General features: G+C 63.6%; 12 protein-coding genes. 8 read left to right on the top strand and 4 right to left on the bottom strand.

All coding sequences use genetic code 11. The annotated features are described in order from the left end of the window. Positions 1-32 precede the first annotated feature (32 nt). Together LB536_RS09285 and LB536_RS09280 are read right to left on the bottom strand one after the other, a co-directional pair. A complete protein-coding gene (locus LB536_RS09285) occupies positions 33-3,116 on the bottom strand; it encodes an efflux RND transporter permease subunit (RefSeq protein WP_224591305.1) in 3,084 nt (1,027 codons plus the stop codon). Further along, positions 3,113-4,462, bottom strand: a complete 1,350-nt coding sequence (locus tag LB536_RS09280) for an efflux RND transporter periplasmic adaptor subunit (RefSeq protein WP_224591302.1) — start codon at positions 4,460-4,462, stop codon at positions 3,113-3,115. Before LB536_RS09280 ends, LB536_RS09285 begins: the two co-directional genes overlap by 4 nt. A 146-nt stretch (positions 4,463-4,608) precedes the next feature. Between LB536_RS09280 and LB536_RS09275 the strand changes: the two genes are divergently transcribed. Continuing rightward, the gene (locus LB536_RS09275) at positions 4,609-5,142 is read left to right on the top strand and encodes a TetR/AcrR family transcriptional regulator (RefSeq protein ID WP_140809583.1); all 534 of its coding nucleotides are present in this window, start codon (positions 4,609-4,611) and stop codon (positions 5,140-5,142) included. Between the two features lie 176 nt (positions 5,143-5,318). Further along, positions 5,319-6,929, top strand: a complete 1,611-nt coding sequence (locus LB536_RS09270; protein ID WP_224591300.1) for an inorganic phosphate transporter — start codon at positions 5,319-5,321, stop codon at positions 6,927-6,929. Between the two features lie 246 nt (positions 6,930-7,175). Here LB536_RS09270 and LB536_RS09265 read toward each other — a convergent pair whose 3' ends face one another. Then, the gene (locus LB536_RS09265) at positions 7,176-8,336 is read right to left on the bottom strand and encodes a patatin-like phospholipase family protein (protein ID WP_224591298.1); all 1,161 of its coding nucleotides are present in this window, start codon (positions 8,334-8,336) and stop codon (positions 7,176-7,178) included. Then, entirely contained in the window at positions 8,329-9,117 is a 789-nt protein-coding gene (locus LB536_RS09260) for an acetoacetate decarboxylase (protein ID WP_224591296.1), read from the bottom strand. Before LB536_RS09260 ends, LB536_RS09265 begins: the two co-directional genes overlap by 8 nt. 208 nt (positions 9,118-9,325) lie before the next feature. Between LB536_RS09260 and LB536_RS09255 the strand changes: the two genes are divergently transcribed. The 6 genes from LB536_RS09255 to LB536_RS09230 all read left to right on the top strand — a co-directional run. Beyond that, on the top strand, positions 9,326-10,114 hold the full coding sequence (locus LB536_RS09255; protein WP_224591294.1) for a 3-hydroxybutyrate dehydrogenase: 789 nt from the start codon (positions 9,326-9,328) through the stop codon (positions 10,112-10,114). 68 nt (positions 10,115-10,182) lie between these two features. Then, positions 10,183-10,944 carry a phosphodiesterase gene (locus LB536_RS09250; RefSeq protein WP_224591292.1) on the top strand — a complete coding sequence of 254 codons (762 nt, stop codon included), beginning with the start codon at positions 10,183-10,185 and terminating at the stop codon, positions 10,942-10,944. A gap of 277 nt (positions 10,945-11,221) precedes the next feature. Then, complete coding sequence (locus LB536_RS09245; RefSeq protein WP_224591290.1) at positions 11,222-12,550, top strand: NAD(P)H-dependent oxidoreductase; 1,329 nt, start codon at positions 11,222-11,224, stop codon at positions 12,548-12,550. A 2-nt stretch (positions 12,551-12,552) separates the two neighbouring features. Beyond that, positions 12,553-13,581 carry a thiamine pyrophosphate-dependent dehydrogenase E1 component subunit alpha gene (locus tag LB536_RS09240; protein ID WP_224591288.1) on the top strand — a complete coding sequence of 343 codons (1,029 nt, stop codon included), beginning with the start codon at positions 12,553-12,555 and terminating at the stop codon, positions 13,579-13,581. Continuing rightward, positions 13,581-14,579 carry an alpha-ketoacid dehydrogenase subunit beta gene (locus LB536_RS09235; protein ID WP_224591285.1) on the top strand — a complete coding sequence of 333 codons (999 nt, stop codon included), beginning with the start codon at positions 13,581-13,583 and terminating at the stop codon, positions 14,577-14,579. Before LB536_RS09240 ends, LB536_RS09235 begins: the two co-directional genes overlap by 1 nt. Before the next feature lie 3 nt (positions 14,580-14,582). Next, a partial coding sequence (locus LB536_RS09230; protein ID WP_224591284.1) for a biotin/lipoyl-containing protein occupies positions 14,583-15,404 on the top strand: 822 nt, incomplete at its 3' end.

Below are 15,404 nucleotides of genomic sequence, written 5' to 3'. Positions count from 1 at the left end.
CTTTTTGTTTCTTGCGCCTTGCGCCTTGCGCCTCAGCTCGGCAGTGCTGGCATCAGCTTCGGATCCGGCTTTTCCGCCAGATTCGGCAGGTCCTTGCTGGCGATGAAGGTGTAGAACATGGGCACGACGAAGAGCGTGAACATGGTGCCGACCAGGATGCCGGTGAAGATGACCAGGCCCATCGAATAGCGGGCCGCGGCACCGGCGCCGCTGGAAACGATCAGCGGCACCACGCCCAGCGCCATCGCCGCCGTCGTCATCAGGATCGGCCGCAGGCGCACCTTGGCCGAGGCGATGATGGCGTCACGCCGCCGCATGCCATGCAGTTCGCGCTGCTGGTTGGCGAATTCGACCAGCAGGATGCCGTGCTTGGTGATCAGGCCGATCAGCGTGATCAGGCCGACCTGAGTATAGATGTTGAGCGTGCCGAGGCCCAGATTGAGCGGCACGATCGCGCCGAAGATCGACAATGGCACCGCCATCATGATGATCAGCGGATCGCGGAAGCTTTCAAACTGCGCCGCCAGCACCAGGTAGATGACGATGACGGCCGCGCCGAAAGCGATCAGGATCGTGTTGCCCTGTTCCTTCTCCTGCCGGGATTGGCCGGAATAGTCGATGAAGAAAGTGTCGGGCAGGCTTTCCCTGGCGATGTCCTCGAGGACTTTCAGACCGTCGCCCGTGGTGACGCCGGGCAGCGGCAGCGCCGAGATCGTCGACGAGTTCAACTGGTTGAACTGCTCGATGGCCGCCGGAGACGCGTTGTTCGAAATCTTCACCACGGCCGACAGCGGCACCATCTCGCCCGTCACGCTGCGCACGAAGTATTCGCCGAGCTTTTCGGGGTTGTCGCGGAACTCCTGCGGCACCTGCGGGATGATGTCATAGCTGTTGGAGTCGCGGTCAAACTGCGCCACTTCGGCGCCGCCGACCAGCAGCGTCAGCGTCCGGCCGATATCGGCGATCGGGAGGTTGAGCGCGGCGGCGCGGTCGCGGTCGATGGTCACCGTCACCTGTGGTGCGTCATAGGCCATCGAATTCTGCACGACGATGAAGCGGCCCGAGGCTTGCGCCTTGTTCTTGATCTTCTCGGCTTCCTCGTACACCTGAGCGGAATCGCCGATCGAGCGCACCACCATGGAGATGGGCAAGCCACCGCCGGAGCCCGGCAACGTCGGCGGCGCGAAGACAAACGCCTGGACGCCCGCCACCTTGGCGATGCGAGCCGTGATGTCGGCCTGCAGCTGCTTCGAATTGCGCTTCCGCTCCGCCCAATCCTTGAAGGCAAAACCGACGAAGGCGCTGTTGGTCGTGCCGCCGAACGCGACGGCCGAGAACTGCGCCCGGGTTTCGGGAATATCCTTCACCAGGCCCAGGATCTGGTTGACATAGGTCTCGGTGTAATCGGAAGTCGCATAGCGCGGCGCCGTCACGAGCGAGAGCAGGAAGCCCTGGTCCTCTTCCGGCGCCAGTTCCGTCGAGGTCTTGGTGAACATGAAGCCGGTCACGCCGACAAGCGCCAGCACGATGAGCAGCGTCAGCGGGCGATAGTTCAGAGACCCGGTGACGGCGCGCTCATAGACGTGCTCGACGCGCGAGAAGGTGCCGTCGACGATACGCTGGAAACGACCGGCATTGCCGGGCTTCAGCAGGCGCGCCGACATCATCGGCGTGATGGTGATGGCAATGACGCCCGACAATACCACCGACCCGGCAAGCGTCACCGCGAATTCGCGGAACAGGGCGCCGGTCAGGCCGCCGGTGAAGGCCAGCGGCGCGAACACCGCCGCCAGCGTCATGGTCATGGCGACGATGGCCGACGCGATCTCGCGCATGCCGCTGAAGGCCGCCTGCATGGGCGGCATGTTGTCTTCTTCCATGTGGCGATGGATGTTTTCCACCACCACGATGGCGTCGTCGACGACAAGACCGATCGCCAGCACCATGGCCAGCAGCGACAGAAGGTTGATCGAATAGCCCACCGCGAACAGAAGGAAGCAGACGCCGATCAGCGACAGCGGGATGGTGATGATCGGCATCATCACCGAGCGGAACGAACCGAGGAACAACAGGATGACGACGACAACGATGGCAACCGCCTCGCCGATGGTCTTGAACACCTCGTCGATCGAGGCGCTGATCTGTCCGGTCGCGTCATAGACGACCTCGATCGTCATGCCTTTGGGCAGCGTTTCCTGGATCTGCGGGACGAGCTTGGTGAGCGCCGCCGCAGTGGTCAGCGGGTTGGCCGCCGGGGTCGGGAAGATGGCGAGGAAGGTCCCCGGCTTGCCGTTGAAGGAGACCCTGGTGTCGGTGTTCGCGGCTGCCAGTTCGACACGAGCCACGTCGCGCAGGCGCACGACATTGCCGTCGGTCGAGCGCAATGGCAGCTCGGCGAAGGCCTGCGGTGTCTGCAGCGTCGAGCGCACGGTGATCGACGAAACGACATATTCGTTCTGGGTGTTGCCCGGCGCCGACAGGAAGTTGGAATTGTTGATCGCCGTCAGCACTTCGGCCGCCGTCACGCCGCGCGCGGCAAGCCTGACCGGGTCGATCCAGACGCGCATCGAGTATTCCTGGGCGCCGAAGATCTGCACATCGGCGACGCCTTCGACGGTCGACATGCGGGGCCTGATGACGCGCTCGATATATTCGGTCAGCTGCTCCTTGGTCATGTTCGGATTCTGCATCGAGATGTACATCATCGCGAACTGCTGACCCGTACCCTTGACGATGACCGGGTCCTTGGAGGCGTCCGGCAAGGTGCCGCGCACCCCCTGGACCTTGGACAGCACTTCGGTCAGCGCCACGTCAGGGTTGGAGCCGAGCTTCATCTGCACCGTCACGGTGCTGGAGGACGGACGGCTGGACGAGGTGACGTAGTCGATGTTCTCGGTCGAGGCGACGGCGCGCGCGATCGGGGCGGAAATGAAGCCTTGGATCAGGTCGGCGCTGGCACCCGGATAGGCCGTCGTGATGGTGATCGCCGTTTCGTCGACCTTCGGATACTGCCGGATCGACAGGTTGAAGATGCCCTGGAAACCGAGCAGCAGGATCATGCAGGCAAGGACTGTCGAAAGAACGGGCCGGCGGATGAAGAGATCGGAAAAGCTCATTGCTGGTCGGCCTGCTTGTTCGCCGATTTGGTCGGGTCGATCGTGTTGTCGACGTTGACGGTCATGCCGTTGAAGAGGCGGTTCTGGCCCGCAGTGACGACCTCGTCTCCGGCCTTGAGCCCTTCGACGATCTCGACCATGCCCTGATTGCGGCGGCCGGGCTTGACGAAGACCTGCGACAGCACCAACACGGGCTTGTCGCCTTCGGCCGCCGGCTTGGTCGGATTGGCCGCTGCTGGCTTGGCTGCGTCTGCCGGCTTGGTGGCATCAGCCGCCGGCTTCATGGTATCGGCCGGCTTCATTGCGTCTATAGGCTTGGCGTCTGCAGGCTTGGCGTCAGCCGGCTTGTCGGTGGCCGCCGCGGCTGGCTTTTCTTCCGGCTTGGCTGGCTGCGTCGGGGCCGCGCCGGCGGGTTTCGCCGGTTGCACCACGAATATGTAGTCGCCATAGAGACTGGTGGTCAGCGCCGTCTGCGGCAGGGACAGCACGTTCTGCTCCTCCGGCAGTTCGACGCGCACCTGTACGAACTGGCCGGGGGTCAGCTTGCCGTCGGGATTGGCGACTTCCGCCCGGATGTTCACCAGCCGGCTGGAGGGGTCGATCTTGGGGTCGATGCCGCGAATGGCACCGGCAAAGGGCATGTTGTCGCTGCCGCCAAGGCCTAGGCGGACCGTCTGGCCGATCTTGAGCAGCGGCAGCTGCTGTTCGGGAACCGAGAAGTCGACGCGCATCGTGTCGAGGTCCTGCAGCGTCACCACCGCGGTGCCGGGCGACAGGTACTGGCCGAGGTCGATCTTCGGAATGCCGACCGTGCCGGTGAAAGGCGCGGTAAGCTGCTTCTGGTCGAGCACGGCCTGCAGCCTGGTGACCTGGGACGCCGAAGCAGACGCCGCCGCCCGCGCGGTGTCCAGCGTCGAGTCGGAGCCGACACCACGCTTTGTCAGTTCGATGGCGCGGGTCAGCGTGGTCTGATCGAGCGCCGCCTGCGCCTTCTGCGCATCCAGATCGGCGCGCTCGACGGCGTCGTCGAGTTGCAGCAGCACCGCATTGGCCGTCACCTTCTGGTTGGCATGGAAAGGGATTTCCTTGACGATGCCGGCGGTCTCGACCGTCAGGTCGACACCGCGCACGGCCCGCACCGTACCGATCGCCTCGACGCCGGGCGTCCAGCTCGACGGCTTGACGATGGTCGTCGAGACGGTCGCCGCCGGCGGCTTCATGGTGGCGAAATACTGCTTGATGCCGTTGTCGCGCAGGAAGTTGAAGCCGACGATGCCGCCGACCACAATGAGGAGCACGGCAAGGACCACAATAATGATAAAGATACGGAGTATGCGCTTGAACAAGGAAGTCCCCTCAGTCGAAAATCCGGCGCGAAGCACGGACATCGGGACACATACCGACTGCGGGTCCCGATTTCAAATGGTGGCGGTCTTACTGTACCGTCTGGACGGTCTTGTCAATTGGGCCTAAGCTTGCGATGGGAGGCGCCATGAAAGCCCAAAGACCGAACTCGCGCGAGAAGATTCTCGCCGCGGCGGCCGATGTTGCCCGGGAATCCGGGCCCGGTAGCCTGTCGCTCGATGCCGTCGCCAGCCGCGCCGGCGTGTCGAAGGGTGGGCTGCTCTACAATTTCCCGACCAAGGCCAAATTGATGCAGGGCCTCGTCGAAGACTATCTGCGCGATTTCGAGCAAGCGCTGGAAACCGCGAACAGCAACGACAACGGCAAAAATCCCCTCGCCGTCTATATCAGGCTGTCGGCAGAGGATTGCGAGGAAAAGCAGCCATCGGCATCCTGGATTTTTTCGGCGATCGCCGAGGATCCCGATTTCATGACGCCGATAAAGACATTCAAGCGGCAACTTTTCGAGCGCCTGAAGGGCGAGGCGCCGGACCTCAAGTCGCTGCTGGTCTGCTATCTCGCCATCGAAGGACTGCGCAGCATGAACCTGTTCGATTCGGACGTGCTGTCGAAGGACGAACGGGAACTCTTGGTGTCGTCACTTCTCGACATCGCCAAATAGCGCCAGTCCGAAGACCCCTGGTCGATCGCGCTTGGCGCGGCGATCCTAAAGACACGCTCCGGTCCCGCTTGAAGGAGACCCCGCGCAAGGCAGAGCTCTCCCCGCGTCACACAGGGTTCATCGTCCGGACATAGCGTCTTTTCCAGTTCTTTGCTGCGATGCAACAGGAGTGGGACATGGTGGACATAGTTTCCAGTGAGGCGGGCATTCCGAGGCCGGCTCATCCGCTGGATAGTTCGGGCGGCGCGAAGTGGTTCCTGCCGGCCTTCGGTATGCTGGTGCTGGTCGGCGTGGTCTATGTCGGCTACGCGCTGAGCCAGGATCTAGCGGTGGCCAAGACCGTGCCGTGGATCCTGCTCGGCATCGCCTTGCTGATCGCGCTCGGCTTCGAGTTCGTCAACGGTTTCCACGACACCGCCAATGCGGTGGCGACGGTCATCTACACGCGCTCCCTGCCGGCCGAATTCGCCGTCATGTGGTCCGGCGCCTTCAATTTTCTCGGCGTTCTCACCTCCAGCGGCGCGGTCGCCTTCGGCATCCTGTCGCTGCTGCCGGTCGAACTGATCCTGCAGGTCGGCTCTTCCTCCGGCTTCGCCATGGTGTTCGCACTGCTGGTGGCCGCGATCCTGTGGAACCTCGGCACCTGGTTCCTCGGCCTGCCGGCGTCGAGCTCGCATACCATGGTCGGCTCGATCATCGGCGTCGGCCTTGCCAACCAGTTCATGGCACCTGCCGGCAGCGCCACCAGCGGCGTCGACTGGTCGCAGGCGACCAATGTTGGCGTGACCTTGCTGGTGTCGCCGATCATCGGCTTCTTCGCCGCCGCGATCCTGCTCTATGCGATGAAGCTTCTCGTCCGCAATCCGGCGCTCTACGAGGCGCCGAAGGGCAATGCGCCGCCGCCCTGGTGGATCCGCGCGCTGCTGATCTTCACCTGCACCGGCGTCAGCTTCGCGCATGGCTCCAATGACGGACAAAAGGGCATGGGCCTGATCATGCTGATCCTGATCGGCGTGGTGCCGACCGCCTATGCGCTGAACCGTACCCCCGACATCAACTATCTCGAAGCCTACAAATCGGCTTCGGTCAGCGTGGAGACCGCGCTGGGCAAATATGTGAAGCCCGGTGCCACCGTCGCCGACGCGAAGGATGCCAAGGCAGCCGTGCAGGATGCCGTGCGCACCCGGACCTGGAGCGACAAGACGACCGTCGCGCTGCAGAGCTACATCCATAGTACAACGGCCGAGCTGCAGCCTTACGCTTCGGTCGACACCGTGCCGACCGATCTGGTGAGCAACGCCCGCAACGACATCTATCTGATCGGCGAGGCGCTGAAACTGATCGACAAGAAGCAGTTGCTGCCGATGGAGGCCGCCGATCTCAAGGCGGTCACCGATTATCACAAGGCTGTCGACAACGCGACGAAGTTCATCCCGATATGGGTGAAGGTCGCGGTGGCACTGGCGCTTGGCCTGGGCACCATGGTCGGCTGGAAACGCATCGTCGTCACGGTCGGCGAGAAGATCGGCAAGAGCCACCTGACCTACGGCCAGGGCGCTGCCGCCGAACTCGTCGCGATGGTCACCATCGGCATGGCCGACCGTCTGGGTCTGCCGGTGTCGACGACCCATGTGCTGTCATCCGGCGTCGCCGGTACGATGGCGGCGAACGGCTCGGGCCTGCAATGGTCGACGGTTCGCAATCTGCTGCTCGCCTGGGTGCTGACCCTGCCTTGCTCGATCGCGCTCGCCTTCGTGCTGTTCATCGTCTTGCGTCAAGTGTTCTGAGCGGGCGACTTAAGCGACGACAGTACAGACGGCGCCAAGTTGGCGCCGTCTCGTTTTCCAGGGCTATGATCGCTGCAATTCGGATGGCAGTAATAAACGACGCATCGCATCTGATCTTGTTTCGAGCTGGCGCTGCTGATCGCGGGGCGACCGGCCGTTCTACTGGCTCTTGCTGCGGACCGGCGCCAATCTAAGATTCTGAACCGGGCTCAGTATTCCGAGCCAGCCGTTTCCGACCTGAAAAGTTCAGGTCGGATCTTCGCGATGCAGGTCGTGGATGGTGACGCCGTCGGCATTGGTCGGCAGCATCAGCCACTTCTTGTGACGCAGCGTGCGCTCGGTGTCCTCAAGGCCCATCTCCCAATGCTCGCGCATCGAGGTGCCCGAAAACTCGTAGTCCTTGGCGTGGCCCTCGTAGCCTTTGTGCTGGTAGATCAGGTGGACGATGTTGACGACGCCGGCGTTGGAATAGTCGGCGATCAGCTCTGGCTCGCCGTCCTTGAGCTGCTCCGGCGGCACGCGCTTCAGCGCATCGAGCAGCTTCATCTTCAGCGCATGGATGCGCTCGAAATTGTCGGTGTTCTGCCGCGTGCGGCTCGAATACATGATGTCCTTGTGGCGCGACAGCACGTCGGCCATGCCGCGCGGCAGCACGCCGCGGGCACTGAACAGATCGACCTGGAAGACCAGCGAGGAACGGTCCTCTTCCTGGTCCAGCAGATATTGCAGCGGCGTGTTGGAGACGATGCCGCCGTCCCAGTAATATTCGCCCTCGATGCGGATCGAAGGGAAGGCCGGAGGCAGGGCGCCGCTGGCCATGATGTGCTCCGGCTCGATACGCACCTTCTCGGTGTCGAAATAGACGAAGTTACCGGTCCTGACATTGACCGCGCCGACGCTCAGCCGCTTCTTGCCGTCGTTCAGCACGTCGAAGTCGATCAGGCTCTTCAGTGTGTCCTTCAACTCGGCGGTGTCGTAGAAGCTAGTGGCGCCTTCCGCCCCCGACAGCTGGAACCAAGGATTGGGATTGCGCGGTTTGAAGAAGCCAGGCTGGCCCATCGTCATCGTCATCAACGACGAGGTCTGGTTGCGGATATCGCGGTAGATGTCACCTTCGGGCGTGTAGGACCAGATCTTGCGGCCAGAAACCGTCTGCCAGAACTGTTCCAGCCGCTGCAGCCGGCGGCTCGGTTCATTGCCGGCGATGATCGCGGCATTGATGGCGCCGATCGACACGCCGGAAAGCCAGCCCGGCTCGCAGCCGGCGTCGGCCAGCGCCTGATAGACCCCTGCCTGATAGGCCCCGAGCGCGCCGCCGCCCTGAAACACCAGCGCAATGCGGTCATACGCCGCCGTGATTTCCTCGATGGTGGCAGCGGCTGCCTTGTTGCGGTTACGCTCAAGCACTGACTTTCTCCAGCTGGGTTGCGCTGGCAGCGGATCGGCTGTGGTCAGCGAGGTAATCATGCACGACTTCGCCCAGCCCGAGCGTCAGATCGGCTTTGAAATGGACCGCCGACACGATTTCGAGCACGGGCAGCTTCGCCACGTCGGCCATGACATGGGGCCGCAGATCGAGCGCGGCCGGAGCCGTCCAGGCTTCCTTCAGCGTGATATCGGTGAGGTAGTAGCGGACAAGCTCGCAAATACGGGGCGTGCCGTCGACATGCGGGATGATCTTGATCAGGAAATTGGGGGCGGCGAGCGAGGCGAGCACGGAATCGTGGTCGGCTTCACGGTGCTTGTAGCCCATCGTGCCGGTGGCGCAGAGCACGCTGCCATAGTGCAGCGTGCCGACGATCACCTCGCCTTCATGGACGATCTTGGGATTGGCGAGCTTCTTCGGAAATCCCCACAGTTCACGGCCGCCGGCGATCGGCGCGTCGTCGTCGAGATACATGGAATGGACATAGCCGCCGTGCTGGCCCTTGTAGCGCACCGGAATGACCTGACCGGTCTCGGTGTAGTCGCCGAAGCCGGTCGAGTCCGGCATGCGGATGAATTCATACTTGACCAGCGGCTCATCGATCTCCAGCGGCGCCGGCACGACGGCCTCAAGCGCCTCGCGTGTCGTGCGGTAGGTGATGATGATGTATTCGCGGTCGAAGAAACGATAGGGGCCTGGCGGGAAGGAGGGATTGGTGAGCGGCATCGCATAGGCGCGCTTCACGACATCGGCGAGTTCCATCCAGTGCCCCAACGGTTCGAAAATGACCCCACGCGAATGCGTTGGCAAATATGTTGCATGGCAGCATGACAATGCCATGTCACCCTCTCGCGCGGCCGGCCAAGGCCGTCGTGGGGCTGTAATCGAGCCGACACATGGCCGTGGCATTGTCGTGTTGCGCCGCACAAACTATTCTCATCAGTCCCTCCCACCTCGCGCGAGATCTCCCATGGGTTCCCTGTCTTCGAAGAATGCGCTTGTCACCGGCTCGACCAGCGGTATCGGCCTTGCCATCGCCCGCGCCTTCGCGGCCGAGGGCACCAACGTCACCATCAACGGTCTTGGCGACGCCGCTGCCATCGAGCAGGAGCGCGCCGGCATCGAGAAGGATTTCGGCGTCAAGTGCCGCTACTCCGATGCCAACATGATGGATGGCGCCGCGGTCACCGCCATGATCCATGACGCTGAAGAAGCGTTCGGCAGCCTCGACATCCTGGTCAACAATGCCGGCATCCAGCATGTGGCGCCGATCGAGGAGTTTCCCGACGACAAGTGGGAAGCCATCATCCGCATCAACCTGCTTGCCGCCTTCTACGCCATCAAGGCCGTGGTGCCGGGCATGAAGAGCCGCAAATGGGGCCGCATCATCAACACGGCCTCGGCGCATGCGCTGGTCGCCTCGCCGTTCAAGTCGGCCTATGTCTCGGCCAAGCATGGCATATCAGGACTGACCAAGACGGTGGCGCTGGAAGTTGCCCAGAACGGCATCACCGTGAACGCGATCGCGCCCGGTTATGTCTGGACGCCACTGGTCGAGAAGCAGATCCCCGACACGATGAAGGCGCGCGGCATGACCGAGGAACAGGTCAAGCACGACGTGCTCTTGGCCGCGCAGCCGACCAAGGAATTCGTCACAGTGGAAGAGCTTGCGGCACTGGCATTGTTCCTGTGTTCGGATGCGGCCAGGCAGATCACCGGTACGACGTTGCCGATGGACGGCGGCTGGACGGCACAGTAGAGCTGGTCGAAACATACCGCCTTCAGACCGACGCCAGGGGCGCCGGCAGGAAGGCAGCGCGCGGGCCCATGAAAATCATCCAGCTCTCCGATCCGCATCTGATGACGCCGGGTGGCCTTCTCTACGGTTCCGATCCACTCGCCAGGCTCGACACCTGCCTGGCGGATATCGGCAGGAACCATGCCGATGCCGATCTGGTGGTGATATCAGGCGACCTGACCAATGACGGCGAGCGCGCCGCCTATGAGGCGTTGCGGGAGGCGCTGGCGGGGTTCGGGCCGCCTTGCCGACTGATGCTCGGCAACCATGACGACCGGGCGCTTTTTCTCGAGATGTTTCCGCAGGCGCCTGCGGAGCGTGGGTTCGTCCAGAGCGTTTTCGATGGCAGCGAGGGCCGGCTGATCCTGCTGGATACGCCGGAGATCGGACAGGTCGAGGGTCGGCTTTGCCAGGCCCGTCTCGACTGGCTGGACGAGAAGTTGCAGGAGGCCCGCGACCGGCCGGCCTTCCTCTTCATGCACCATCCGCCGTTCCGGATCCACATGCCGGTGCTTGACGAGGTCAAGCTCGCCGACGCCGATGCCTTCCATGACATTCTCCGGCGTCACGGCAATGTCGGCCACATCTTCGCCGGCCATGTCCACAGGCTGATCGCCGGCAGCTGGCGCGGCATACCGGTCAGCACGCTGCGCAGCACCAACCATCAGACCGCACTCGATTTTTCGGACAGCTGGCGGCTGGGCCACGAGCCACCCGCCTATGCCGTTGTCTTTATCGATGCCGACGGGGTGGTCGTGCATTTCCACGATTTCCTGGGCGGCAGCGCCTAGCGCAAGCCCGCGCCGCCGCCCGTTCATCCCTGCGTCGCGCCCTGCGAGGCGATGCCATTCGTTCCGGCCTGGCGATCCCGGTTCGGCGCCCGCACCATGCCGGGCCCGACGGATTGCGCGGTTGCCGGCCCTCCACAGCCCCTTTTCCACCTCGCCAGGCGCGCCGGGAAAGTGCTGCAAAAGCTCTTGAATCTGGACATTAGTCTTGACAGAAATACATATGTTCAATACCCGTCAGGCAATTGAACAAGCCTGCATTATGGGAGGATTGAGCGGTATGGCTTCCAATGTTTCGTTGACGGGCCTTGCCCGCGATCTCGAGGAACGTGGCAAATCGGGCAGGCCGATCCGCATCGGGCTGATCGGGTCGGGCGAGATGGGAACCGACATCGTCACCCGCGTCGCCCATATGTCGGGCATAGAGATCGGCGCGATCTCCGAGCTGAACCTGCCCGCCGCCAGCAAGGCGGTGGACATCGCCTTCCAGGAAACCGGACATGCGCGCGAAGTGTCGAACGCTTCGGCGATGACGGCCGCCATGGAAGCCGGCAAGGTGGCGGTCACCAACGACGCCAGCCTGGTCATCAACAATGATCTTATCGATGTCGTCATCGATGCCACCGGCGTTCCCGCCGTCGGCGCCGAGATCGGCTTGCGCGCCATGGAGCATGGCAAGCATCTGGTGATGATGAATGTCGAGGCCGACGTCACCATCGGCGCCTATCTCAAGAGCGAGGCCGACCGGCTCGGTGTCACTTATTCGCTGGGCGCGGGCGACGAGCCCTCCTCCTGCATGGAATTGATCGAGTTCGTCTCGGCGATGGGCCATCCGATCGTCGCCGCCGGCAAGGGCAAGAACAACCCGCTCAACATCGACGCCACGCCGCCCGCCTATGAGGATGAGGCCAGGCGCCGTCACATGAATGTGCGCATGCTGGTCGAATTTGTCGACGGTTCGAAAACCATGGTCGAGATGGCGGCGATCGCCAATGCCACAGGCCTGGTGCCCGACAAGGCCGGCATGCATGGCCCGGCGGCGACGCTTGGCGAATTGAACAAGGTGCTGGTGCCGCAGAAAGACGGGGGCGTGCTGTCCAGGGTCGGCGTCGTCGACTATTCTATCGGCAAGGGTGTCGCACCCGGCGTCTTCGTCGTCGCCGACATGTCGCATCCGCGCATCTCGGAGCGTATGGAAGATTTGAAGATGGGCAAGGGCCCGTACTTCACCTTCCATCGCCCCTATCACCTGACCTCGCTCGAAGTGCCGCTGACCTGCGCCCGCGTCGTGCTCTACGGCAAGGCCGACATGGTGCCGCTGGCCAAGCCGGTGGCCGAAGTCTGCGCGGTGGCCAAGAAGGACATGCAGCCGGGCGAGAAGCTCGATGCGATCGGCGAATATTGCTACCGCGCCTGGATCATGACGGCGCCGGAAGCGCACGCCGCCAGGGCCATTCCCTGCGGCCTGCTGCAGGGCGGCTCGGTGACGGCGCCGATCAAGAAGGGCGAACTCATCACCTACGCCAATGCCGCCCCGGCGCCGGGTTCCAAGATCGCCGAATTGCGCGCCCGCCAGGACAAGCTCGTCTACGGAACCGTGGAGGCGTGATCATGGCCGGAGCCAGCAAAGCCGTCGCCGACAGCCGCGCCAACCTGCCCTTCGTCTATCGCCAGTACAGCGCCGAGCAACTCAAGCAGGTCCTCTACAAGATGTACCTTATCCGCCGCTTCGAAGAGGGCGCGGAGGAAAGCTACACGCGCGGCCTCATTCACGGCACCATGCACCTGTCCATCGGCCAGGAGGCCAGCGCCATGGGCATATGCATGCCACTTGGCGAGGATGACCAGATCACCTCGACCCATCGCGGCCATGGCCATTGCATCGCCAAGGGTGCCGAGGTCAAGCGCATGTTCGCCGAGTTCTTCGGCAAGACCACCGGCTACTGCAAGGGCCGCGGCGGCTCGATGCACATCGCCGATGTGGCCAAGGGCAATCTCGGCGCCAACGGCATTGTCGGCGGCGGCATTCCGATCGCGGTCGGTGCGGCGCTCTCCTCCAAGATGATGAAGACCGGCAAGGTCGTGGTGTCCTTCTTCGGCGACGGCGCCAACAATGAAGGGGCCTTCCACGAGGCGCTCAACATGGCCGCGGTCTGGAAGTTGCCGGTGATTTTCGTGTGCGAGAACAATGGCTACGGCATGTCGACATCGACGGCCCGCTCCACCGCGGTCAAGAACATCGCCGATCGCGCCGCCGCCTATTCGATGCCGGGCGTCATCGTCAACGGCAACATATTCTCCGAAGTCGCCGAGGCCTCGCACAAGGCTGTCGAGCGCGCCCGTGCGGGCGAGGGGCCGACGCTGATCGAGTCCAAGACCTACCGCCATCGCGGCCATTCCAAGAGCGACCGCAACCGCTACCGCACCAAGGAAGAGATCGAGGACTGGATGTCGAACCGTGACCCGATCACGCTGTTCGAGAACGAGCTGCGGGAATTCGGTTTCATCGACGACAAGGGCATAGAGGCCATCCGCGAGGCGGTGGCGCGGGAGATCGCCGACGGCATCGAATTCGCCAAGGCAAGCCCCTCGCCCGACGTCAGCGAGACCGGAAATTACGTGTATACGGAGCAGGCGTGATGGACGCGATGGTGCGTGAACTGAGCTACGCCCAGGCGATCCAGGAAGCCATGGCGATCGCCATGGACATGGACGAGCGCGTCTTCCTGATGGGCGAGGATATCGGCGTCTATGGCGGCGCCTTCCAGGTGACGGGCGACCTGGTCGAGCGCTACGGCACTGAGCGGGTGATGGACACGCCGATCTCGGAACTGGGCGGCGCTGGCGTCGCCGTCGGGGCGGCCGTCACCGGCATGCGGCCAATCTTCGAATTCCAGTTTTCCGATTTCGCCACGTTGGCCATGGAACAGATCGTCAACCAGGCGGCCAAGATGCGCTTCATGCTGGGCGGCGAGGTTTCGGTCCCCGTCGTGATGCGCTTCCCCGCCGGCTCGGGCACGGGCGCTGCCGCGCAGCACAGCCAGAGCCTGGAAGCCTGGCTCGGCCATGTGCCGGGCCTGAAGGTCATCCAGCCGGCGACGCCCTACGATGCCAAGGGCATGCTCCTGGCGGCCGTCGCCGATCCCGATCCGGTGATGATCTTCGAGCACAAGCTGCTCTACAAGATGAAGGGGCCGGTGCCGGAAGGATATTACACCGTGCCGATCGGAAAGGCCGACATCCGCCGCGAGGGCCGCGACCTCACCATCGTCGCCACCTCGATCATGGTGCGGAAGGCGCTCGACGCCGCCGCCACGCTGGAAGCCGAAGGCATCGACGTCGAAGTCGTCGACCTCAGGACCATCCGGCCGATGGACAGGCAGACCGTCATCGACAGCGTCAAGAAGACGTCGCGGCTGATGTGCGTCTATGAAGCGGTCAAGACCCTGGGCATCGGCGCCGAGGTCAGTGCCATGATCGCCGAGAGCGAGGCGTTCGATTATCTCGATGCGCCGATCGTGCGACTGGGCGGTGCGGAAACGCCGATCCCCTACAATCCGGAGCTGGAAAAAGCCACGGTGCCGCAGGTTCCCGACATCATCACCGCCGCGCGCGACCTCGTCAAAGGGGTTCGCTGAGACATGCCGACCGAAGTCATTCTTCCCAAGGTCGACATGGACATGGCGACCGGACAGATCTCGCGCTGGTTCGCCGAGGAAGGCGCGCACGTCAAGAAGGGCGACGTGCTGTTCGAGATCGAGACCGACAAGGCAGCGATGGAGATCGATGCGCCGGCCAGTGGCGTGCTTCGCGACGTGACCGGCAAGGAAGGCGTCGACATTCCGGTCGGCGCCCCGGTTGCGTGGATCTATGCCGACGGTGAGGTTTATGGGAATAAGGCGCCAATCTCCCCCCTCGTGGGGGAGATGTCGGCCAAGCCGACAGAGGGGGGCGCTGTCCCGCCAACTGCCGGGAGCGAGGCGCCCCCCTCTGGCCTGCCGGCCATCTCCCCCACGAGGGGGGAGATCGGCCAATCACCGGGCGGCCGCGCGACGCCGCTGGCTCGCCGTCTGGCGCGCGAGGCGGGCCTCACCCTTTCAGCCATATCCGGCACCGGCCCGCATGGCCGTGTGGTCAAGGCGGACATCGACGCGGCGATTGCCAAGGGCGGCGCCAGGGAAGTTCCAGCGGTCGCGTCCGAAGCTCCCGTCCCTGCCGCATCCGAGCCGGCAGTAAAGCCGATGTCGGACGACCAGGTGCTGAAGCTGTTCGAGCAGGGCTCTTATGACCTCGTCCCGCATGACGCCATGCGCAAGACCATCGCGCGGCGCCTGGTCGAAGCCAAAACCACCATCCCGCATTTCTACCTGACGCTCGACTGCGAATTCGATGCGCTGCTTTCGCTGCGCACGCAACTCAATGCCGCCGCGCCGGTGAAGAAGACCGACAAGGGTGAGGCCCCT

The sequence above is a fragment of the Mesorhizobium sp. ES1-3 genome, assembly GCF_020164795.1.
GTDB lineage: Bacteria > Pseudomonadota > Alphaproteobacteria > Rhizobiales > Rhizobiaceae > Mesorhizobium.
Note: the sequence above shows the minus strand (reverse complement) of the source record. Positions and strands in the feature narration are given on the sequence as shown.